Here is a 21379-nt window from a genome sequence, read left to right as displayed (position 1 = left end):
CATCGGACGCCGCTGGGTCATCGAACACCGCTGGGTCATCGAACACCTCCGGGGCCGTGAGCAGGCACCACCATGGGCGTGCCCGTGACCGGGTCAGTGAGGACCCGGGCCTCGAGGGAGAAGACGCGTCGGATCAGGTCCTCCGTGAACACCTCGGCCGGTGCGCCCGCGGCCGCGATCTCGCCGTCGTGCATCGCCACCACGTGGTGGGCGTAGCGCGCGGCCTGGTGGAGGTCGTGAACCACCATCACGATGGTGCGTTGTTGGCGGCTGTTGAGCCGGTGCAGGAGGTCCATCACGTCGTACTGGTGGGCGATGTCGAGATACGTCGTGGGCTCGTCCAACAGCATGAGCGGCGTGTCCTGGGCCAGCGCCATCGCGATCCACGCACGCTGGCGCTGGCCACCGGAAAGCTCGTCCACGATCGAGTCCTGGATCTCGGTGAGCGCCGTCGAGTGCAGGGCCGAGAGCACGGCGGTCTCGTCGGTGTCGCTCCACGGCCGCAGGATCTTCTGGTGTGGCGTGCGGCCGCGCGCGACGAGCTCCTTGACGGTGATGCCGGCGGGCGCGATCGGAGACTGCGGCAGCAGCCCCACGCGGCGCGCCACCTCCTTCGTGTGGGTGCGATGGATGTCCTCGCCGTCGAGCAGGACCGTGCCCGAGCGGGGGGAGAGCAGGCGAACCAGCGACCGCAGCAGCGTGGACTTGCCGCACCCGTTCGGCCCGACGATGGCGGTGATCTGCCCGTCGGGGATGGCCACGTCGACGCCGCGCACCACGACGTGATCGCCGTAGCCGAGCACCACGTCCCGTGCCTCGAGCCTGCTCATGACTGTCCTCCTCGGGATGCGCGCCACACGAGCCACAGCAGGTACGGCGCGCCGACGGCGGCGGTGAAGATGCCCACTGGGAATTGGAGGTCGGGAGGCATCAGCTGAGATGCCTGGTCGGCGGCCAGCAGCAGCACGGCGCCCATGAGTGCGGACGGGACGAGGGCGACGCCGGCCGAGCGGGTGGTGCGGATGGCGAGAGCGGGCGCGACTAGCGCGATGAACCCGATGGGGCCCGCGACTGCGGTGGCTCCCGCTGCGAGCAGCACGGAGCACACCGCAAGCACGGAGCGCGAGCGCCCGACAGAGATGCCCAGCGCTCGCGCGGTGTCATCACCCATCTCCATGGTGCGCAGCGCTCGTGCGTGCCACAGCAGGACCGGGACCAGCACCGCCAGCGCCACCGCTGCAAACGAGACATGGGTCCATGTGCGTCCGGTGGTGGAGCCCACGAGCCACCCAAGTGCGTTGCCCGCGTCGTGGACGTCCATGCGGGTCAGCAGGTACTGCGTGGTGGCCTGAGCGACGAACCCGAGGCCGATGCCCGCGAGGATCAGTCGCAGCGGCACGATCACGCGGCGCCACGCGAGGATCAGGATCAGCGCGGACGTCACCAGCGCCCCCGCGGCTGCGCCCGCTGCGGTGATCCACAAGGACGTTGCGCTGACGAGCCACAGGGTGAGCACCGCGCCGGTGCCCGCCCCCACCGTGATGCCGATGAAGTCGGGGGACGCCAGGGGGTTGCGGGTGAGGGACTGCAGGATCGCTCCGGACAGCCCGAGCATGGCACCGATGAGGATCGCGGTGAGGGCGCGAGGCGCGCGCACCTGGCCCACGATGAAGTCTCCAGGAGGGCCGACCGAGAAGCCTGCCGCGGCACGGATCGCGTCCCAGACGGTCACGTCTGCCTTGCCGACGACGAGCGCAAACACGAACAGCGCCGCCAGCACGGCAGCGAGCAGCAGGCCCACGGCGAAGGTGCGGCGGTGGGTGGTGATGCCGAGCGGGCCGAGCGTCAGGGTCCTCACAGTTCCACCACCTTCATGCGGCGTGCCATGAGGGCGAAGATGATCCCGCCGATGAGCGCAGTGGTGATGCCGACCCCGATCTCGGAGGGAGGTGCGATGATCCGGCCGACCACGTCACACACGAGCACGAGCGCAGCGCCGCCCAGAGCGCTGACGATCAGCAGCCACGGCAGCGAGGCGCCGACCAGGGCACGCGCCAGGTGAGGCACGGCGAGGCCGACGAAGACGATCGGACCGGCGGCGGCGGTGGCCGCAGCGGCGAGCAGGGTGACGACGACGATGGTGAGCGCACGGATGCCGCCGATGCTGATGCCGAGCGCGCGGGCGGCGTCCTCCCCGAGCGCCACGGCCTGGAGCTGACGGGAGGCGAGCAGCGCCACGGCGATGGCGATCACGACAACCGGGATCAGAGCCGTGACGTCCTCCGACTGACGTCCCGTGAGCGACCCCGCGACCCACAATCGGTACTGCTCGAGCGTGGCCTCGTCGACGAGCAGCACGGCGTAGGTGATGGAGGTGATGAGCGCGGTGAGCGCCACCCCGGCGAGAGCAAGCCGCACCGGGGCGCCGGCCGCGGCTCCGCGAGCGCCGATCGCGTACACCACCACCGCCGCGATCCCCGCGCCGAGGAACGCGATGGGAACCTGCGCGGCGAAGCCGCCGCCCACGCCGAGAGTGAGGGCGATCACGACCGCGAGAGACGCGCCGGCGTTGATGCCGAGCAGCCCCGGATCCGCGAACGGGTTGCGTGTCAGCGACTGCATCAGCGCGCCCGCGACGCCAAGGGCGGCCCCGGCGAGCACTCCGATGAGCGTGCGCGATGCGCGCAGCTCCCGCACGATGAGCTGCTCGGGGTTCTCGGGGTCCAGATCGGTGAGCGCCACCCAGACAGTGCCGAGATCGATGGCGCGCGACCCGACGGCGAGCGACAGGGCGACGGTGACCAGCAATACCGCTGAGGCGGCGATCGCGATCAGGGCGCGCTGGCGCATGGGTCTCCTTGTGGGGGGCGGCGCGCACGTCCCGGTGCGCGAGTGAGGCTCGCCTAACCTAACCGAAGTCGCGCGATTAATACAACGCGCGGGTGTGGTAAATACGCCTCGGAAGCGAGGGGCGGCGCAGTCGCGAGGGGCGCCGGTACGGGATGACGACGATCAGCGATCGCCGACGAGACCGCGCCGGTGGCTATTCGGCGGGACTCGGGGAGGCCGCGGATCCGGGGCGCGTGTGGTCCGCGTCCATCTCCGGGGCCGGGCACGCATCGTCCTGGATGTCCACGTCGATGCCGTACAGCGCGCGGATCGCGGCGAGATACCGGTCGGACTCGCCCGCCTGCGCGTGCTCGCGGGCGCGGACGGTGGGGACGTGCAGGAGCGTCTTGGCGAACCGGCGCAGCGCCTGTTCGGTGGCGTCCGCCTGTGCGATGGTCTGCTCGGAGGCTCCCGCAGGGGGCTGCACCCGCGCGAGCTCTCTCTCCAAGAGTCCGAAGACGTGCTCGCGGAGCGCGACGACGGCGGGGTCGATGGACCGTGCGTGCTCGCCGTCGCCGAACCGAGCGACGGCGTGAGCGACGATCGAGCGCGCAGCGTCGATGGCTCCGACCGACTCCTCAGGTGCGTGGGCACCCACGGACTCGAGGTTGACGACGGTCACGCCGCGCATCTGCGCGACCCCGGGGGCGACGTCGCGGTGAAGCGCGAGGTCGACGATCGTCAGCGGGCCGTCATTCATGGCGCGTGCGGCGGTGACCATGGCGGGCGTCAGCACGATCGATTCGCCGCCCGAGCACGCGAGCACGAGGTCGACCTCGCTGAGCGCGCGGCGCATGCCGTCTCGGTCGAGGGCGGTGAGCCCATGGCGTGAGGCAAAGTCCTCGGCGCGGCCCGAAGGCGAGAACACGCCGTCGATCAACACGCCGCGGCTCAACAGCGAGCCCACACCCGTCTCGGCGAGGGCGCCCGTGCCGATCACGAGAGCGCGCGCACCCGGCCAGGTCACGGTCTCGGACGCGAGGTCGAAGGCGACGGACACCACCGAGCGGCCTGACGTGCCGAGACCGGTGGAGGAGGAGACCACGCGCGACGTGCGCAGCGCGGACTGGAAGAGCCGGTCGAGCAGGGGAGTGAGGTGGGCACCCGCCTGCGCGTCGATGTGGGCGCGGCGCACCTGCCCCGAGATCTCGCGCTCGCCGACCACCATGGAGTCGAGGCCGGTCGCCACCGACAACAGGTGCTGAACGGCGTCGTCTCCCTCGTAGGTGGCGAGAGCAGCCTCGATCGCGTCCCGCTCGAGCGCCGTGGACTTCTCGAGCTGGTCGATGATCGCCGCGCGGCCCGCCGCAGGATCGTCCGTCTCGAGGTACACCTCGAAGCGGTTGCACGTGGGCAGGACCACGGCACCGCGCACGGGGGACCCGCTCGCCGCAACAGCTGACCCGAGCACGTCGGATCCGACGCTCAACTGCTCCAGCAGAGTGAGGTCGCGGTTGCGGTGGCTGGCCACGAGAGACATGAGAACCACCTCTCCATTCTGACACGGCGCGGGAACAAGGCAGAATCGGGGCATGACGTCATCCGCGCTGCCCGCTGACCACCCGCTCGTCGATGGAAGGACGGCCGACTCCGCGCTCGTGGCCGCGCTGCGGGGAAGCCGGCCCGCGCATCGGCCCGTGTGGTTCATGCGCCAGGCCGGACGCTCCCTTCCCGAGTACCTCGAGGCGCGCGCAGGCACCGGCATGCTCGAGTCCTGTCTGACTCCCGCGCTCGCGTCGGAGATCACCCTTCAGCCGGTGCGGCGCTACGGCGTGGACGCCGCCATCCTGTTCTCGGACATCGTGGTGCCGATGCGCATCGCCGGCGTGGACGTCGACATCCAGTCGGGCGTCGGGCCGGTGTTCGGACGCCCCGTGCGGACCATGGCGGACGTCGAGGCGCTGCCTTCGCTCGGGATCGCAGGGGACCGCGGGTCCTTCGACCAGGGCCTCGACGCCATTCGCTCCGCCGTCGCCATCACCGTGGACGAGCTGGAGCACGTGCCGCTGATCGGATTCGCGGGCGCCCCCTTCACACTCGCGGCCTACATGGTCGACGGGCGGCCTTCGCGAGACCACATGGGCGCCCGCGAGCTCATGCACTCCGCGCCCGAGGTGTGGGACGCGCTCGTGTCCTGGACCTCGCGTGCGGCAGGACTGTTCCTCCGCGCCCAGGTGCTGGCCGGCGCCTCGGCGGTGCAGCTGTTCGACTCGTGGGCCGGCTCTCTTAGTGAGGCCGACTACGTGGAGCACTGCGCTGCAGGATCGCGAACCGCCCTGATGGCCGTGGCCGACCTGGCCGTACCGCGCATCCACTTCGCGGCGAACGCGGGACACCTGCTTGAGGCGATGGGTGCGGCCGGGGCGACCGCGCTCGGCGTCGACTACCGCACCCCGCTCGACGCGGCGTCGCGTATGACGGGCGGGCGCTTCGCGCTGCAGGGCAACATCGACCCCGCGATGCTCGCGGCCCCGGTTGATGCGCTCACCCGGCACGTCAAGGATGTGCTGGCGCGCGGGACGGAGGCACCGGGCCACGTCGTCAACCTCGGTCACGGGATGCCGCCGCACGCGGACCCGGACGTCGTCAAGCGAATCGTCGACTTGGTGCACGAGCGTGGCTGATCCGCAGCGATGGATTGTCGTCGGTGCCGGCATTGCGGGCCTGCTGGCGGCACGCCGGCTTGCGGTCGCGGGCCACGATGTGACGCTGATGGAGGCCGACGACCGCGTGGGCGGTCGCATCTCGACGGTGACGGTCGACGGCCTCGTACTCGACGCGGGCGCGGAGTCGTTCGCTACGCGCGGTGGTCATGTGGCTGCCCTCGCGTCCGAGCTAGGACTTGCCGACCGCATCGTCCACCCCGAGCGCCGCCCGGCGTGGGTGGTCACGCCTGACGATGCCTATCCGCTGCCGCGTGCGGGCTGGCTGGGGGTGCCCACCTCGGTGTTGGCACGCGACCTGCATCGCGCGATCGGATGGCGGGGAATCGTCCGGCTGCTCGGCGACCGGCTCACGCCGGTGCGCGGCGTGGACGACTCGACGAGCCTCGGAGAGCTGGCGCGTGACCGGCTAGGTGCGCGGGCCGCCGACCGCCTGGTCGCGCCGGTGGTTCAGGGAATCTACTCGCGACCTGTGGATGACATCGCGCTCGGGGACGTCGCCCCCGGCCTCGGCGTGGAGGTGGCCCGCAAGGGGGGCCTCGTGCGGGCGGCGGCCGCGAGGCGCGCCGCTTCTCCCGCCGGCGCCGCAGTGCAGGGCCTCGCTGGCGGCATGGCAACGCTCGTCGATGCGCTCGCGGCCGACGCCCGCGCCCGCGGCGTCGACATCGCCCTCGAGACGCCGGTGGGGGCACTGGAGAAGGCCGGGGACGGCTGGAAGGTGTGGACCGAGGGCCAGGCGCACCCGGTCGATGGCGTGGTGCTCGCGGTGCCGCGCCCCGTGGTCTCCGCACTGGTGCCGCACGTGGCCTGGGCGGAGGACCGCCAGGTGGCCATCGTGACATTGGTGCTGGACGCGCCTGAGCTTGATGCCGCGCCGCGCGGCACGGGCGTGCTCGCAGTGGGCAACGTCTCCGGCGCGAAGGCGCTGACGCACTCGACCGCCAAGTGGCGCTGGCTCGCCGAGCGCACGGGCGGTCGGCACGTTGTCCGGCTGTCCTACGGCATCGACAACGCCCGCGATGCGAGCGAGCACGCGCTCGCGGACGCCTCCGCGTTGTTGGGCGTCTCGCTGGGGGACAGCCAGCTGCGCGACATCGAGCGCGTGCAGTGGGCGGACTCGGCGCCCGCAGCGGTCGAGGATCGAGAGCCGATGCCGGGCCTGCACCTGGTGGGTTCCGCCGCCGGCCTCAGCGGCATCGCGGCGATCGTCGCGGCCGATGCGGCCTCGGGCCTGGGGAAGGCCAGCTACCGGTAGCAGGGCGCGGCACCGACGGATTTCCTTTCCGCCCTCTCGAGGACGAGAATGAGTCCATGGCTGATCAACCGCACGGATTCACCCTGTTTTCTGTTCTGGATGGGCTGCTCGACGCCCCCGACGAGGAGCTTCCGGAGGTCGTCGAGCATTTCGATGCCGCCGTCGAGGAGCTCGCGGATCACGACGTCACGCTCCGGGGCATCTACGACGTCTCCGGGCTGCGTGCCGACGGGACCGTGATGCTGTGGCTGCACGGCCCCGACCTCGCGGACCTGCAGCTCGCGCTGCGCGAGCTGCGCGCGACCGAGCTGCTCGCAGACACCAAGCTGACCTGGTCCGCCGCAGGCGTGCACCGTGCGGCGGAGTTCAACAAGGCGCACGTGCCCGGATTCCTGCGAGGAGAGCGTCCCCGCGACTGGCTGACGGTCTACCCGTTTGTGCGCTCGTACGAGTGGTACCTGCTGAGCGACGAGGAGCGCGGCACGATGCTCCGCGAGCACGGCATCAAGGGATCCGCCTTCAAGGGAGTGGTCGCGAACACGGTGGCTGCCTTTGCGCTGGGCGACTACGAGTGGCTGCTGCCCATGGAGTCCGACGAGGTCACTGACCTCGTGGACATGATGCGCGAGTTGCGATACACCGAGGCCCGTCGCCACGTGCGTGAAGAGGTGCCGTTCTATACCGGTCGCCGCGTCGAGACGGCCGAGGCCGTCGAGGTGCTGGCGTCATGACTGAGACAGCGCCCACCCTCGCCGCCTCCACCCGTACGCGGCCGGCCACCACGTACGACTGCATCTTGCTTGCCGGGTTCGGTGGGCCGGAGGGGCAGGACGATGTGATTCCGTTCCTGCGCAACGTCACCGCCGGTCGCGGAGTCCCGGACGAGCGCCTCGAAGAGGTCTCGCACCACTACCGCCACTTCGGTGGAGTCAGCCCGATCAATCAGCAGAACCGCGACCTCAAGGCCGCGCTCGAAGGAGAGATCGCGAGCCGTGGACTGGGGCTACCCGTGTACTGGGGCAATCGGTTCTGGGCGCCCTACTTCGCCGACGCTCTGCGCGAGCTGCACGCTGACGGTCACCGCAAGGTGCTGGTGCTGGTGACGACCGCGTTCTCCTCCTACTCGGGATGCCGCGCGTACCGCGAGGACCTCGCCACGGCGCTCGACGAGGCTGGGCTGACCGGCGAGCTGGAGCTCGACAAGGTGCGGCAGTACTTCGACCACCCCGGCTTCGTCGAGCCCAACGTTGACGCCGTGCGCGGCGGGCTCCGCGAGCTCGCGGCCGCGGGCAAAGGCGAGGCGCCGCACGTGATGTTCGCGACCCACTCGATCCCCTCGTCCGCGGCGGACGCCTCTGGCCCCCGCGAGACGCTTCCCGACGGCACCCCGGTGCCGGCCGGGGGCGGTGAGGAGTGGCACGCCGGCGGCGGCTGGTACGCCGCACAGCAGCGCGCCGTCTCCGCGCTCATCATGGAGCGCGTGGCCGACGAGTTCCCCGACGTGCCGTGGAGCCTGGTCTACCAGTCGCGCTCCGGCGACCCGTCTGTGCCATGGCTAGAGCCCGACATCAACCTCGCGATCGAGGCGCTGCCCGAGTCCGTCACTGGGCTCGTCGTCTCGCCGGTGGGCTTCGTCTCCGATCACATGGAGGTGGCCTGGGACCTCGACAACGAGGCGCTCGAGACCGCGGAGGGCCGCGGGCTGCCGATGGTCCGTGTCCCCACCGTAGGGGTCGACCCGGCCTTCGTGTCCGGCCTCATCGACTTGGTGGAGGAGCGCCACATGACGAGCGAGGGCGACGTGCCGCGCGCGCGCCCTGCGCTTACCGACATCGGGCCGTGGCAGGACGTGTGCCCCACGGACTGCTGCCTGGGACGGACGGCTAAGCCGACCATCGCATCGGCCGGCTGAACGCCCCTCTGCCCGACAGTCGGAACCAATCGACGGCCAAGACACCGCGCTCTCGCGCCCGCCACTTCTGCACACACATGTGACGCATGGGGCCAGCGAGGAGCGTGTGCCTGCGCTCCAGGCACTCGCCCCTCTCCTGTCACCGCCGTGTGCAGAAGTGGTGAAGCGACGACTCAGGCCGGTGCGGGCGCCGGCTCCAGCGTCCGCAGTCCATCGCGCCACGTGAGGTAGCCGCCGTCGAGATTGACGGCGTCGTAGCCCAGTTGACGCAGCAGCCGCGTGGCCGTGTGCCCGCGCTGACCCACCTGGCAGTGGACCACGACGCGGCGGTCGCGAGGCAGTTCCTGGTGGCGCGCGCGTAGCTCGTCGACGGGGATGTTGACCGGCTCGCCCCACGGCGGGACCACGGTGCCGCGCGAGTGCTCTCCGGCGGACCGCACGTCCACCACCAGAGGGGCGTCCTCCGATGCGGCCAGCTCGTGCCACTGGATCGACGGCGACTCGCCCATCGCGGCATTCTCGGCGACGTACCCGAGCATGTTGACGGGGTCCTTCGCGGACCCATATGCGGGAGCGTAGGCGAGCTCGAGGTCCGCCAGCTCTGAGGCGGTGATGCCGCCCACGATCGCCGTGGCGATTACATCGATGCGCTTGTCCACACCACCCTCGCCGACGCCCTGGGCGCCCAGGATCTGGTCCGTCTCCGGGTCTACGAGCAGCTTGAGCGCCATGGCCGATGCGCCCGGGTAGTACGCGGCATGGTCCATCGGGTGCGTGTGGATGGCTCGGTAGGCACGGCCTTCGCCGCGCAGGCGGCGCTCGGTGCGCCCGGTGACCGCGGCGGTGAGGCCGAACACGCCCACGACGGCGGTGCCGATGCTGGGGCGGCCGCGGCCGGCGTGGCCGGTGATCACGTCCGCGACGCGCCGACCGTGTCGGTTGGCGAGGTTGGCCAGCGGAATCAGCGCGGGGCCGTCGGCGAACGCGTCTCGCTTGGCGGCGGCGTCGCCCACGGCGTAGATGCCTGGCACCGAGGTGCGCATCTCGTCATCCACGAGGATCGCTCCGCGCGGGCCCAACTCGGCTCCTGCGGCGCGCGCGAGGCTCGAGTCCGGGAGCACGCCGATGGACGCCACCACCATGTCGGCGGGCAGCGTCTCCTCGCCGTCGGGACCGACCACGACCGCCGAATCTGGGCTGATCTCAGTCACCTGCGCCCTTGTCAGCACGCGCACGCCGTGGCTTTCGAGCCGGTCCTGCACTCGCACGGCAATCTCGGCGTCGAGGGCGCTGAGGACCTGAGGTGCGAGCTCGACCACGGTCACGTCGAGGCCGCGGTGACGGAGGTTCTCCGCGACCTCGAGCCCCACGAAGCCGCCGCCGATGACCACGGCCGTGCGCGCATCGGCCGTCTGCTCCGCCATGCGGTCCACGTCTGCGACATCGCGAAGCACGAGCGTGCGCTCGGCGCCCGGGATGTCAGGAACGATGGGGCGAGCGCCCGGGGACAGGACCAGGTGGTCGTAGGTCTCGAGGTAGGTGTCCCCGGTGACGGTGCGGACGGTGACGGTGCGCGACTCGGCGTCTACGTCGACGACTCGGCTGCGGGTGCGCACATCGAGGTTGAAGCGCGCATGGAGCGAAGTGGGTGTCTGGAGGAGCAGCGACTCACGCTCCGGGATGACACCGCCCACGTAGTACGGCAGACCGCAGTTCGCGAACGAGACGTGCTCGCCGGCCTCGAGTACGACGATCTCCGCGTTCTCGTCGAGGCGGCGCAGGCGGGTGGCGGCGGACATTCCGGCGGCGACCGCGCCGACTATGACGACCTTCATTGATGACCTCCAAGTTCGGGATGTGTTGCGATCACAATACCCCCCGGGGTATAGTTTTGTCATCTGGACGCGGCATGGGGTCGCGTCCGTCTTGAACGAAGGGAAGTTCCATGTGCTCACCGATCACCTGCCGCGAGTGCGGCAAGACCACCTGGACCGGCTGCGGACAGCACGTCGACTCAGTGAAGGCTCAAGTGCCCGCCAGCCAGTGGTGCGACGGGCACGAGGCTCCTGCGGGACGTAGCATCTTCCCGTGGCTGCGTCGCTAGACCCGGCCCCGGCGAACGGAGCGATCATGGCAGAACCCGAGACAGCACGCGCGGCCGTCAATCGACTCAAGCGCGCGCGTGGACAACTCGATGCAGTGATTCGCATGGTCGAGGAGGGGCAGAGCTGCGAGTCGACCGTGACCCAGCTCGCTGCCGTGTCGAAGGCTCTCGACCGCGCGGGCTTCATCCTGATCTCCTCCGGGCTCCGCGAGTGCCTGGACACCGACGAGGGCGAGGCCCGGGAGGACAGTCTGCGGCGACTCGAGAAGGTCTTCCTGTCGCTCGCGTGAGTGCCGAGCATTTTCGCAACGCCGGTATTGTGAAAAGCGAGATCTCGGACTAGCGTGACTTCCACGTTCAGTCCCACGATCGCGGAGCTCCCCATGCCGACTTCAGTGATAACGCTCGCTCACGTTGCGGCGCTCGCCGCAGCCGTGCCCCGGATCACGGTCTCTCTCGACACTCGGGGCGGGTCCACCGTCATCGTGGGCGACTTCCCCGAGGCGTCGATGTGCACCCACGCGTTCCGGCAGGTGGTGACCGAGTGGCCCGCCGATGCAGCGCATGAGCCATGTGTGGAGGCGATCCACTTCGACGGCGCGGAAGAGCGCGGGCCCGTGCTCGCGACCGGGGTCGAGCGGTGGTTCGTGAGCGAGCTCGACGCGCAGGCCGCCGTCGCCGCGTTGCGCGACGCAAGGCCGGACGGGCCGCGTATCGACACGCGCGTGCGGTTCGACCCGGTGCTGGCGTTGTCGGTGGTGAGGATGGCGTCGGATCGACTGTCGGCGGCCGAACTCGATGCGGCCGCGACGCTCGCCTACGCCGCCTGCCTGGCTGAGCACCTCATGGGAGTCAGCGCCCGCGTCACAGGCTGAGCCGCTGTCTGCTCAACGACCCCTGGGCTTCAGCTGTCGGCCGCCTCCTTGAACGCGCGCCGGGGCTCGTGGAGGCGGCCCATCGACACGAGGTCGCGCCGGAAGAACAGCGCGGCTGTCCAGTCCGCCACCACCCGTGCCTTGCGGTTGAAGCTCGGGATCTGCGCCATGTGATAGGTCCGGTGCATGAACCAAGCGGGCCAGCCACGGAGCTTGATTCCCATCACCTGCGCGACACCCTTGTACAAGCCCAACGAGGCCACCGTGCCCAGATTCTTGTGCCGGTACTCCTTGAGTTCACGTCCTTCGATGTGCTTGGCGAGGTTGGCTCCGAGCAGCCGTGCCTGACGCACGGCGTGCTGAGCGGATGGGGCGCACCACGCGCCCTCGCCCTGAGTCAGATCCGGCACCTGGGCGCAGTCGCCCGCAGCCCATGCGCCCGGCACGACGTCGCCGTCCTCGGTGGCGACCTGGAGTGTCGGAAGCACGTTGACGTGCCCCTTCGGGCCTGTCGGTAGGTCGGAGGCACCGATGGTCGGATTGGGCTTGACCCCGGCGGTCCACACTAGGGTGTCCGCCTCGAACCTGTCGCCGTTGGACAGCTCGATCATGCCGTCCACCGCAGACTCCAGTTTGGTCTCGAGATGCACCACCATGCCGCGCCTGCGCAACTCCTTGAGCGTGTAGGCGGCCATCTCGGGACCGACCTCGGGGAGTATGGCGGGCGCCATCTCGACCATGATGAACCGGAGATCCTCGGCCGACAGCTCGGGGTAATAGCGGAGCGCGGCACGGGCCATGTCCTCGGTCTCCGCGAATGCCTCGATCCCAGCGAAGCCGCCCCCGACGAACACGAACGTCAACAGCCGCGCCCGGGTCTTGGGATCTTCTGTGGAGGCTGCGCGCGCGATGCGGCCCAGGACGATGTTGCGGAGGTTGATCGCCTCCTCCACCCACTTGAAGCCGATGCCCTTCTCGGCCAGACCCGGAATCGGCAGCGTGCGCGGTACGGACCCCAGCGCGACGACCACCTCGTCGTACTCCAGGTCGAGGGTGTCGCCGAAGTCGGTGGCGACGCGGGCGCGGCGCTCATTGTGAGCGATCTCGGTGACCTTGCCCTGCACGACCCGCGCACCCTTGAGCTCGCGGCGCAGCGGCACCACGACGTGCCGCGCTTCAATCGAGCCTGCCGCCGCCTCGGGCAGGAACGGCTGGTACGTCATGTAGGGGCGACGATCCACGACCGTGATGTCCACCTGGTCCTTCGCCTTGCGCATGAGGCTGAGGGCGGTGTACAGGCCGACGTAGCCGCCGCCCAGGATGAGAATGCGTGTAGTCATGAGTTCCTCAGTGAGAGGGTCACGCCGGGCGCACCCAAGCGTGCGTACGTATATAAGGACAACGAGGTCTGCGGTGACATTCCCGGCCATCGTTCGATTCGTTCGATGGGGAGTGCGATCTCGTCAAATTGCATGTTATCGTTCACAAGCGAGGGTCTATCGGCCCGCCTTGTTGGCATCTCACGATGGAGTGATGGATACATGAAGACCACCTTGCCCACTCGATCCGCACCGCGGATCGTCTCTTCGGCCCTCGTTGCGAGCCTCGCGTTCGCGGCGGTCGGAGTTGCCGGGAGCGCCGCCTCGGCCTCGCTCCTGGACCCCCTGAGCGACGACGTCGCACTGCACTACGATTTCAGCGCGATCGACGGCACCACGATCGCTGACAAGAGCGGCAATGCGTTCGACGGCACCGTGAACGGCGCGGGCGCTACCATCGTCGACGACGCGATCGAGCTGACCAACGACACTTTCGTTGAGATTCCGGGAGCGGTCTTCGAGGGCAACGACACTCTCACCATCTCCGCGTGGCTCCGCAACGACATGCCCGCGGGCGGCAACTACGCCGCGCTGTACTTCGGGACCGCGGATGCGCCCCCGTCTCAGTACTGGCTTCTCAACCCCGCCAACCCTGACGGCGACATCAAGTCGGTCTTCACCGACGGCCTGACCACCAACAACCAGCCGTGGACCACCGAGGCCGATAACACCGGTCCGGCCTCCGTTGAGGGCTTCGCGCTCTACACAACGGTGATCACCCCTACGTCGATGACCAACTACTTGGACGGCGAGCTCACCGGCTCGACGCCTCTGACGCACACTGTGACGGAGTTCGGCACGGGCCTCCTCTCCTACATCGGCCTGACCCCCTACGCCGACGCCTACGATCCGGACAGCGGATTCAACGATCCTGTCTGGGAAGGCGCGGTGAGGGACCTCAAGGTCTACACCGCCGCGATGACCGACCAGCAGGCCGCCGCTCAGTACTACGAGGAGCTCGGAGACCCTGCGGCTTCGCAGACCGCCGTCGACGAGGACGCCGCGGCGCTCGCCGTGGCCTCACCTGTCGAGACCGACGTGGTTCTTCCGACCGCAGGCGACAACGGCTCCGAGATCACGTGGACGAGCTCGCATCCCGCGCTCATCGCCCCCAATGGCACGGTGACCCAGCCCTCTGCCGACACGGTGGTGACCCTGACCGCCGACCTGGCGCTTGGCGACGCGACTGCTCAAGAGACCTTCGACGTGACGGTCACCGGCGACGGTTCGGCCCCGTTGGTCGCACGCTACGACTTCACCGACGCGATCGACGACAACACCATTGATGACCTCAGTGGCAACGACTTCGATGCGACCGTGGCAGGCACCGGCGCAACCGTCGACACCGCCGCGGGTGTGCTGACGCTGCCCGGTGGTGCGAGCGGCTCCGGTGCGGGATACGTGAGCATTCCTGCCGATGTGTTCGAGAACCGCGACACGCTGACGATCTCGACGTGGCTGCGCAACCGCACCGGTTCGGGCAACTACGCCGCGATGTTCTTCGGCAAGGCTGCGAGCACCCCCCTGCAGTACTGGCTGCTGAACCCCAAGAACCCCGACGGCCGCTTCAAGACGGTGATGACGGACGGCAACCCCACAGCGAGCCCATGGAGCACCGAAGCTGGCATCACCACCGGCAACTCGTCCACCGCTCCTGAGCGGGTTCAGGGGCCGATCAGCCCCGTGAACGAGTGGATGCAGGCCACCACCGTGATCACACCCACATCGCTCTCCGGCTACCTCAACGGCGAACTGATCGGCACGGTCGACGTGACTCGCACCGTCTCGGACTTCGGCACCGATCTGGTCGCCTACCTGGGACGTTCTTCATACCCGGACATCTTCTTCAACGGCGACTTCCGGAGTGTCTCTGTCTACGAAGGCGCTTTGACGGATGAAGACATCGCCGAGGACTACTGGATGACCGCCGGCGACGAGGTCGTCGACGCTGCGCTAGTGGCCGGTGCGGACGCCATCGATCTCGACGGCACATCAGTCAAGACCGACGTGACGCTGCCGCTTGAGGGCGACAGCGGCTCGCAGGTGACCTGGGCGTCCTCGGACGAGGGCGTGATCGGCACCGACGGAACCGTCGTGCGGCCCGCCATCGACAACGCGACCGTGACGTTGACGGCGACATTCGAACTCGCGGGCCGCACCTACGTGCGCGACTACGAGGTCACGGTCATCGCTGACACCCCCGAAGCTGACCTGGCCTACGAGGCATCGGTGTTCGACCTGGGCGTCTCGGTCCTGTGGGATGACATCACTCTGGCCGACGCACTCGGCGAGAGCATCTCGATCGCCTGGGCGTCCTCGGACGAGAACGCTGTCTCGACAGACGGCGTGGTTACCCGCGGCGCTGCCGAGCAGGACGTCACGCTGACGGCCACGTTCTCCAATGCAGAGACGTCCGTCGAGCGCCAGTTTGACGTCACCGTCCTTGCGGAGGTCGACGGCTACCTCGGCAGCTACATTCGCTCGCCTCGTAACAACGACGACACTGCGAGCGTTCACCTGGCACTGTCTGAGGACGGCTCGACTTTCAAAGCGCTGAATGACAACAAGGGTGTGCTGTTCCCGTCCGCTGCCGATGTCCGTTCGGATGTCAACCGCGAGATCACGTCGCCCACCGTGTTCCACAACCCCGATGGCGGCTACAAGCTCCTCGCCACGATCCCCGGCACCACCGCCAATGACGCATACGTGTACGACACTGATGATCTGTCGACGTACGAGAACCAGACCCGCGTGACGTTCGCGCCGGGCACCGCCGGGGTTACCCGGGTGGAGGTCGAGTACGACAACGGCATCGGTGCTTACCGTCTGCTGTATACGGCGGGCGACATCGACTACGAGGTGACCACGGAGGACTTCTCGTCCTTCACCGCGCCTCTCGAGTCGGCCACCGCCCCGAGCTTCACGTCGGGCACGTTCCCTGCCGATGCGCTCGACACGGACTCGATCGGCATCACCGCCGCCGAGTACGACAAGATCGCCGTGGACCTGCTGCTGGACCGGGTGCGCTCGACCAGCGTGGACCCCTTCGCTCCGGTGACTGTGACGGCCGGCGATGACTCGGCGCTGCCGGGCTCGGGCATGGTGAATTACACCTCGGGCGAGCAGGTTGAGATGGGCGTGCAGTGGGACGACGTACCCACGACGCCCGGCACGCACACTGTCAACGGCACCGTGCAGGCGCCGCTGTACACGACCGACATGGACTGGCTCGCCGAGAAGCGCGCCGACCCGGACGTCACGGTTGGCGATGACGGCATGTACTACCTGACGGGCTCGTACCCGATGTTCCGTTCGGGAGACCCCGATGGGTATGACCGTGTGGTGCTGCGCAGTGCCGAGACCCTCGAGGGTCTGAATGCCGCCGCTGCCAATGAGGCGACGATCTGGCACGAGGAGGACCACGCGGGCTTCAACGCGTACGTGTGGGCCCCCGAGCTCGCCAAGATCGGCGACGACTGGTACATCCTCTTCACCACCTCGCGCAACACGAGCGTGTGGGACAAGCAGCCTGCGCTGCTGAAGTACACCGGCGGTGAGTTCGCCGGCGACGGACCGCTGTTGGCAGAGAACTGGGAGACCGTGGGCTACATCGAGCCCACCGCCACCGATTCGACCGCCTTCAGTGGCAACTTCGCGCTCGACATGACCCACTTCGAGCACAACGGCACGGACTACATGGTGTGGGCCGACAAGTTCGCACTGTCGACCATGCGCATGGCGTCGGTGGACACCGACAACCCGCTGCAGCTCACGAGCGACTCGATCCTGATCACGGAACCCGAGCACGCATGGGAGATCGAGAGCGAGTCCGGCACGCCGGTCAACGAGGGCGCCGCAGTCCTCAAGCACGACGGGAAGATCTTCATCTCCTTCTCGTCGTCGGCAGTGAACGCCTCCTACAACATCTCGTTCCTGTGGGCGGATGAGGACGCGGACCTGCTGGACCCGGCATCGTGGCACAAGGCCCAGTACCCGTACTTCGGTACCGGGGATGTGGCAGGCATGTACGGCATGGGCCACAACTCGTTCACCGTGGACGAGTTCGGCAACCCGGTCATCGTCTACCACGCCCGCTCGACGGCAGATACTGATCTGCCGGCAGGTTCGGCGACCGATGGTGGACTGTTCGACCCCCGCCGCAACGCGCACGCCAAGCTGGTGCACTTCAACTCCAATGGCATGCCGATCCTCGACATGTCGCAGGAGGAGGAGCTCGACCCCGCAATCGCGGACGCCCAGATCGAGGTCACGGTTGAGGGAGTTGCGGCTCCGGAGCTGGAGTCGATTGCGGTGACGCAGTTGCCGTCCAAGTCGGAGTATGTGGTGGGTGACGATCTGGATCTTGATGGTTTGGAGGTCACGGGAACGTGGACTGATTCGACCACTGAGGTGCTCACTTCTGATGAGTTCACGGTGTCGGGCTTTGATTCGTCGGTGGCTGCCACGGTGATGGTGTCGGTGACGTCGACGGATGATGCGTCGATCACGACGTCGTTCACTGTGACGGTGTCCGAGCCGGCTCCGGTGGAGTTCGCCGATGTCGATGAGTCGCTGGAGCATTACGACTCGATCATGTGGTTGGCGGATCGGGGTATCACGCAGGGCTGGGTTGTCGATGGTGAAACCCAGTTCCGTCCGTTCAACAAGATCACGCGTGATGCGATGGCGACGTTCCTGTACCGCTACGCCGGTTCGCCTGATGTGACGTTGCCGGCTCAGTCTCCGTTCGTGGATGTGGACGGCTCCTCTGAGCACTATGAGGCGATCGTGTGGCTGGCTCAGGAGGGTATCTCCGAGGGTTGGGACACCAACGCAGGTCAGGAGTTCCGTCCGTTCGAACCGATCACTCGTGATGCGATGGCGGCGTTCTTGTATCGCATGGCTGGCGAGCCGGCCTGGGTGGACCCGGTGAATTCTCCGTTCGTGGACATCACGTCCACCAACACGGAGTTCTACACGGAGATCACGTGGCTTGAGGACACCGGCATCACGACCGGGTGGCAGACGGACGAAGGAACGAAGTACCTTCCCTACCGTTCGACCACCCGTGACGCGATGGCGGCGTTCCTGAACCGCTACGACAACCTGCAGGGCTAGTACCACAGTTCGATAGCGATGGGGGCGTGCGCTTGCGCGTCAGGCGCACGCCCCCCGTCGCAGCACTACCTACTCGCACTACCAAGCACGGCGCACCACCGATGGCACACAAAGACGTGAGGAACACGATGGACAACGTATCGACCAGTTTCTGGAGGCGATGGGGCACCGTCGCAGCATCGGTGGGGTTGGCTGGATCGCTTGCGGTCGCAGCTGTGGTCCCTGCTCAGGCGGCTCCGCTTGCGGAACTCGATGCGGACGTGGTGCTGCACTACGGCTTTGCTGATGCGATTGATGACAACACGATCGACGACCTCAGCCGCAACGATTTCCACGGCACCGTGGTCGGCACCGGTGCGACGGTCGACACCACTGCGGGAGTGCTAACGCTGCCCGGTGGCGCCAGCGGTTCTGGTGCGGGTCACGTGTCGATACCCGCGGATGTGTTCGAGGGCCGCGACACGTTGACGATCTCGACCTGGCTGCGCAACCGCACCGCGTCGGGTAACTATGCGGCCATGTTCTTTGGCAAGGCTGCGAGCACCCCACTGCAGTATTGGTTGTTGAACCCTAAGAACCCCGAGGGCCGCATGAAGTCGGTCATCACCAACGGCAACCCCACCAGCAGCCCTTGGAGCACCGAGGCGGGAGTCTCGTCAACGACGACCGCGACCCGCGTTCAGGGACCGGTGACCCCCGCGAACGAGTGGATGCAGATGACTACTGTCATCACCCCCACCACGGTGACGGGTTACTACAACGGGGAGCTCGTGGGCGAGGTCCCGGTGACCCGTACGATCTCGGACTTCGGTACGGACCTGGTGGCTTACCTGGGTCGCTCGTCATACTCTGACCCGTTCTTCAACGGCGACTTCCGTGAGCTCACGGTTTATGAGACCGCGATGACTGCGCAGCAGGTCGAGGACTCCTACTGGACCGACGATGTCATCGACTCGACCCTCGTGGACGATGCCGAGGCCATCGCGCTGGACGGCACTTCAGTCACCAACGATGTGACTCTGCCGCTCGAGGGTGACAGCGGCTCGCAGATCACGTGGGCCTCGTCCGACGAGACCGTGATCTCCACCGACGGCACCGTGACCCAGCCGTCAGAGTCCGACGTCATGGTCACCCTGACGGCCACGTTCGAGCTCCGCGGTCGCACTCACACCGCCGACTATGACATCACCGTCCTGTCCATCTCCGAGGCGCAGGCTGTCGCCAACGCGGCCGCAGATGCGCTCACCATCGTCGAGCCGGAGGACGTGCGCGGCAACATCCACCTTGCCGACGAGAGCGACGGCGTGCCGGTGACATGGGCGACCTCGGACGCGGCAATCGTTGCCGCCGACGGCGTGGTCACCCGCCCCGCCACCGACACGACGGTCACTGTTACTGCGACGGTCACCAACGGAGAAGCGACCGCCCAGCGCTCATTCGACCTGACGGTGAAGGCCGCGATCGAGCTCGCACCGCTCGAGGGCTACGCGATGTCCTATTTCACGAGCAACTCGATTGAGGGAGAGAAGATCTACTTCGCGGCCTCCGACGGCAACGATGTGCTGTCGTGGGACGAGCTCAATGGTGGCGATCCACTCTTCGAGTCGGAACTGAGCACCATGGGTCTGCGCGACCCGTTCATCATCCGCTCTCCTGAGGGTGACACCTTCTACATGATCGCCACGGACCTCTCGGTGGGCCGCAACGGAGATTGGGACTACCACCAGCGCCAGGGTTCGAAGTACCTGGAGGTTTGGGAGTCCCACGACCTCGTGAACTGGTCGGAGCAGCGTCACGTCAAGGTCGCTCCGGACACCGCAGGCAACGCGTGGGCTCCTGAGGCCTACTACGACGATTCGCTCGGCGCGTATGTGGTGTTCTGGGCGTCCAAGCTCTATGCGGAGGACGATCCGGACCACACCGGCAGCACGTCGAACGTGATGTTGTACGCCACCACCCGCGACTTCGTGAACTTCTCCGAGGCTCAGGTATGGCAGGACGGCGGCTACTCGCGCATCGACTCCACCGTTCTCGAGGAGGACGGCGTCTATCACCGCTTCACCAAGATCGAGAGCCAGCCCTCCGGCGGTGCCGCGTGCATGAACAAGGACATCTCGCAGGATTCCTCGACGGTGCTGACGGCACCCCTTGACCAGTGGACGCCAGTGGTCGACTGCATCGGCGACCAGGCGGGCACGGGGAACCTTGAGGGTCCTTCGATCTTCAAGTCGAACCCCGGCGACGTCAACGGCGACTACTACTACCTCTTCGTCGACGAGTATGGCGGCCGTGGGTACATCCCCATGCGTAGCGCTGACATCGCCGACCCGGACTGGCAGGTGGCCGCAGCGACAGATCTTCCGGCCAGCCCGCGACACGGCACGGTCATCCCCGTCACCGCCTCGGAGCTCGCCTCGCTGCGCGAGCTCATTGAGGAGGAGGAGACCGCGCCTCCGGTCACGACGGACCCGGATGGCCAGGTATTGCGGTACGACTTCGAGGCGAACGACGGCACTGTGCTGACCGACGTCACCGGTAACGGATACGACGGTGCGATCGTGGGTGGCACCGAAGTGGCGGACGGTGCGCTGATGTTTGATGGCTCGGACGACTACGTCCACCTGCCGGACAACATCATGGCCGGCGTCGAGGACATCACAGTCGAGGCCGAGGTGCTTCTGGACGCTTCCCTATCGGATCAGCACTTCATCTATGGCCTGGGCAACACCGACAGCTCTGGTGACGGAAACGGCTACCTCTTCTCTGAGGGCAGCCCCTACCGCACCACGCTGTCGCTCAGCAACTGGAGCGGGGAGCAGAACACGTCCCAGGGCGCGCCCTTGCCACGCGACACCTGGGTGCACCTCACCTACACCCTGTCCGGAACGACGGCCACGCTCTACCTCGATGGAGTCCAGGTCGGCGCGGGAACGGTGACCGTCGACCCCGCGGATATCGGCAATGGCTTCACGACCGCCAACTACCTGGGGAGGTCTCTCTACGAGGTGGACGGCCTGTTCAGCGGAGGCTTCCGCGAGTTCGCCATGTACAACCGAGCTCTCACGGCGCAGGAGGTCGCGGACAACGCCGGCATCGTCGATTCGATCGAGTCCATTGCGGTGACGCAGTTGCCGTCCAAGTCGGAGTATGTGGTGGGTGACGATCTGGATCTGGATGGTTTGGA

15 protein-coding genes are annotated in these 21379 nt (G+C 67.8%); 9 read left to right on the top strand and 6 right to left on the bottom strand.

The features are described from left to right. Positions 1 to 35 precede the first annotated feature (35 nt). The 4 genes from ACNI3K_RS00075 to ACNI3K_RS00060 form a co-directional block, all read right to left on the bottom strand. Positions 36 to 830 (bottom strand): ABC transporter ATP-binding protein, encoded by a 795-nt coding sequence (locus ACNI3K_RS00075; protein ID WP_419389831.1) that lies wholly within the window; start codon positions 828 to 830, stop codon positions 36 to 38. Beyond that, entirely contained in the window at positions 827 to 1858 is a 1032-nt protein-coding gene (locus ACNI3K_RS00070; protein ID WP_419389830.1) for a FecCD family ABC transporter permease, read from the bottom strand. The genes ACNI3K_RS00075 and ACNI3K_RS00070 overlap by 4 nt, the downstream gene beginning before the upstream one ends. Next, positions 1855 to 2850, bottom strand: coding sequence for a FecCD family ABC transporter permease (locus tag ACNI3K_RS00065; protein ID WP_419389829.1), 996 nt, complete (start codon positions 2848 to 2850; stop codon positions 1855 to 1857). Before ACNI3K_RS00065 ends, ACNI3K_RS00070 begins: the two co-directional genes overlap by 4 nt. A gap of 193 nt (positions 2851 to 3043) precedes the next feature. Continuing rightward, complete coding sequence (locus tag ACNI3K_RS00060) at positions 3044 to 4369, bottom strand: glutamyl-tRNA reductase (protein WP_419389828.1); 1326 nt, start codon at positions 4367 to 4369, stop codon at positions 3044 to 3046. 52 nt (positions 4370 to 4421) lie between these two features. Here ACNI3K_RS00060 and hemE point away from each other — a divergent pair, with 52 nt between their 5' ends. The 4 genes from hemE to ACNI3K_RS00040 are packed head-to-tail and all read left to right on the top strand — an operon-like array spanning position 4422 to position 8719. Further along, positions 4422 to 5513: a uroporphyrinogen decarboxylase gene (hemE, locus tag ACNI3K_RS00055; protein ID WP_419389827.1), complete on the top strand. Its 1092-nt coding sequence runs from the start codon at positions 4422 to 4424 to the stop codon at positions 5511 to 5513. Continuing rightward, positions 5506 to 6807: a protoporphyrinogen/coproporphyrinogen oxidase gene (locus ACNI3K_RS00050; protein WP_419389826.1), complete on the top strand. Its 1302-nt coding sequence runs from the start codon at positions 5506 to 5508 to the stop codon at positions 6805 to 6807. Before hemE ends, ACNI3K_RS00050 begins: the two co-directional genes overlap by 8 nt. A 56-nt stretch (positions 6808 to 6863) precedes the next feature. Beyond that, positions 6864 to 7538, top strand: coding sequence for a hydrogen peroxide-dependent heme synthase (hemQ, locus tag ACNI3K_RS00045; RefSeq protein ID WP_419389825.1), 675 nt, complete (start codon positions 6864 to 6866; stop codon positions 7536 to 7538). Further along, positions 7535 to 8719 (top strand): ferrochelatase, encoded by a 1185-nt coding sequence (locus tag ACNI3K_RS00040; RefSeq protein WP_419389824.1) that lies wholly within the window; start codon positions 7535 to 7537, stop codon positions 8717 to 8719. The genes hemQ and ACNI3K_RS00040 overlap by 4 nt, the downstream gene beginning before the upstream one ends. 173 nt (positions 8720 to 8892) lie before the next feature. Here the strand turns inward: ACNI3K_RS00040 and ACNI3K_RS00035 are convergent, their stop codons facing one another. Then, positions 8893 to 10554 carry an FAD-dependent oxidoreductase gene (locus ACNI3K_RS00035; protein ID WP_419389823.1) on the bottom strand — a complete coding sequence of 554 codons (1662 nt, stop codon included), beginning with the start codon at positions 10552 to 10554 and terminating at the stop codon, positions 8893 to 8895. A gap of 110 nt (positions 10555 to 10664) precedes the next feature. Here ACNI3K_RS00035 and ACNI3K_RS00030 point away from each other — a divergent pair, with 110 nt between their 5' ends. From ACNI3K_RS00030 to ACNI3K_RS00020, 3 genes are all read left to right on the top strand, one after another. After that, entirely contained in the window at positions 10665 to 10823 is a 159-nt protein-coding gene (locus tag ACNI3K_RS00030) for a DUF8730 family Cys-rich protein (protein WP_419389822.1), read from the top strand. 26 nt (positions 10824 to 10849) lie between these two features. After that, entirely contained in the window at positions 10850 to 11113 is a 264-nt protein-coding gene (locus ACNI3K_RS00025) for a metal-sensitive transcriptional regulator (RefSeq protein WP_419391072.1), read from the top strand. Positions 11114 to 11206: 93 nt separating this feature from the next. Continuing rightward, positions 11207 to 11698: a hypothetical protein gene (locus tag ACNI3K_RS00020; RefSeq protein WP_419389821.1), complete on the top strand. Its 492-nt coding sequence runs from the start codon at positions 11207 to 11209 to the stop codon at positions 11696 to 11698. A gap of 29 nt (positions 11699 to 11727) precedes the next feature. Here the strand turns inward: ACNI3K_RS00020 and ACNI3K_RS00015 are convergent, their stop codons facing one another. Then, positions 11728 to 13038, bottom strand: a complete 1311-nt coding sequence (locus ACNI3K_RS00015) for an NAD(P)/FAD-dependent oxidoreductase (protein WP_419389820.1) — start codon at positions 13036 to 13038, stop codon at positions 11728 to 11730. Between the two features lie 201 nt (positions 13039 to 13239). Here ACNI3K_RS00015 and ACNI3K_RS00010 point away from each other — a divergent pair, with 201 nt between their 5' ends. Both ACNI3K_RS00010 and ACNI3K_RS00005 read left to right on the top strand, forming a co-directional pair. Continuing rightward, entirely contained in the window at positions 13240 to 18195 is a 4956-nt protein-coding gene (locus tag ACNI3K_RS00010) for an immunoglobulin-like domain-containing protein (protein ID WP_419389819.1), read from the top strand. A 128-nt stretch (positions 18196 to 18323) separates the two neighbouring features. After that, on the top strand, positions 18324 to 21379 hold a 3056-nt coding region (locus ACNI3K_RS00005), incomplete at its 3' end, for a LamG-like jellyroll fold domain-containing protein (protein ID WP_419389818.1).

This window comes from Demequina ureilytica (assembly GCF_048553575.1).
GTDB lineage: Bacteria > Actinomycetota > Actinomycetes > Actinomycetales > Demequinaceae > Demequina.
This window is presented reverse-complemented; position numbering and strand designations above follow the sequence as displayed.

Coding starts and splice junctions, on each gene's coding strand:
- ACNI3K_RS00075 (WP_419389831.1), bottom strand. CDS start 830: ATGAGCAGGCTCGAGGCACGGGACGTGGTGCTCGGCTACGGCGATCAC.
- ACNI3K_RS00065 (WP_419389829.1), bottom strand. CDS start 2,850: ATGCGCCAGCGCGCCCTGATCGCGATCGCCGCCTCAGCGGTATTGCTG.
- ACNI3K_RS00060 (WP_419389828.1), bottom strand. CDS start 4,369: ATGTCTCTCGTGGCCAGCCACCGCAACCGCGACCTCACTCTGCTGGAG.
- hemE (WP_419389827.1), top strand. CDS start 4,422: ATGACGTCATCCGCGCTGCCCGCTGACCACCCGCTCGTCGATGGAAGG.
- hemQ (WP_419389825.1), top strand. CDS start 6,864: ATGGCTGATCAACCGCACGGATTCACCCTGTTTTCTGTTCTGGATGGG.
- ACNI3K_RS00040 (WP_419389824.1), top strand. CDS start 7,535: ATGACTGAGACAGCGCCCACCCTCGCCGCCTCCACCCGTACGCGGCCG.
- ACNI3K_RS00035 (WP_419389823.1), bottom strand. CDS start 10,554: ATGAAGGTCGTCATAGTCGGCGCGGTCGCCGCCGGAATGTCCGCCGCC.
- ACNI3K_RS00030 (WP_419389822.1), top strand. CDS start 10,665: ATGTGCTCACCGATCACCTGCCGCGAGTGCGGCAAGACCACCTGGACC.
- ACNI3K_RS00025 (WP_419391072.1), top strand. CDS start 10,850: ATGGCAGAACCCGAGACAGCACGCGCGGCCGTCAATCGACTCAAGCGC.
- ACNI3K_RS00020 (WP_419389821.1), top strand. CDS start 11,207: ATGCCGACTTCAGTGATAACGCTCGCTCACGTTGCGGCGCTCGCCGCA.
- ACNI3K_RS00015 (WP_419389820.1), bottom strand. CDS start 13,038: ATGACTACACGCATTCTCATCCTGGGCGGCGGCTACGTCGGCCTGTAC.
- ACNI3K_RS00010 (WP_419389819.1), top strand. CDS start 13,240: ATGAAGACCACCTTGCCCACTCGATCCGCACCGCGGATCGTCTCTTCG.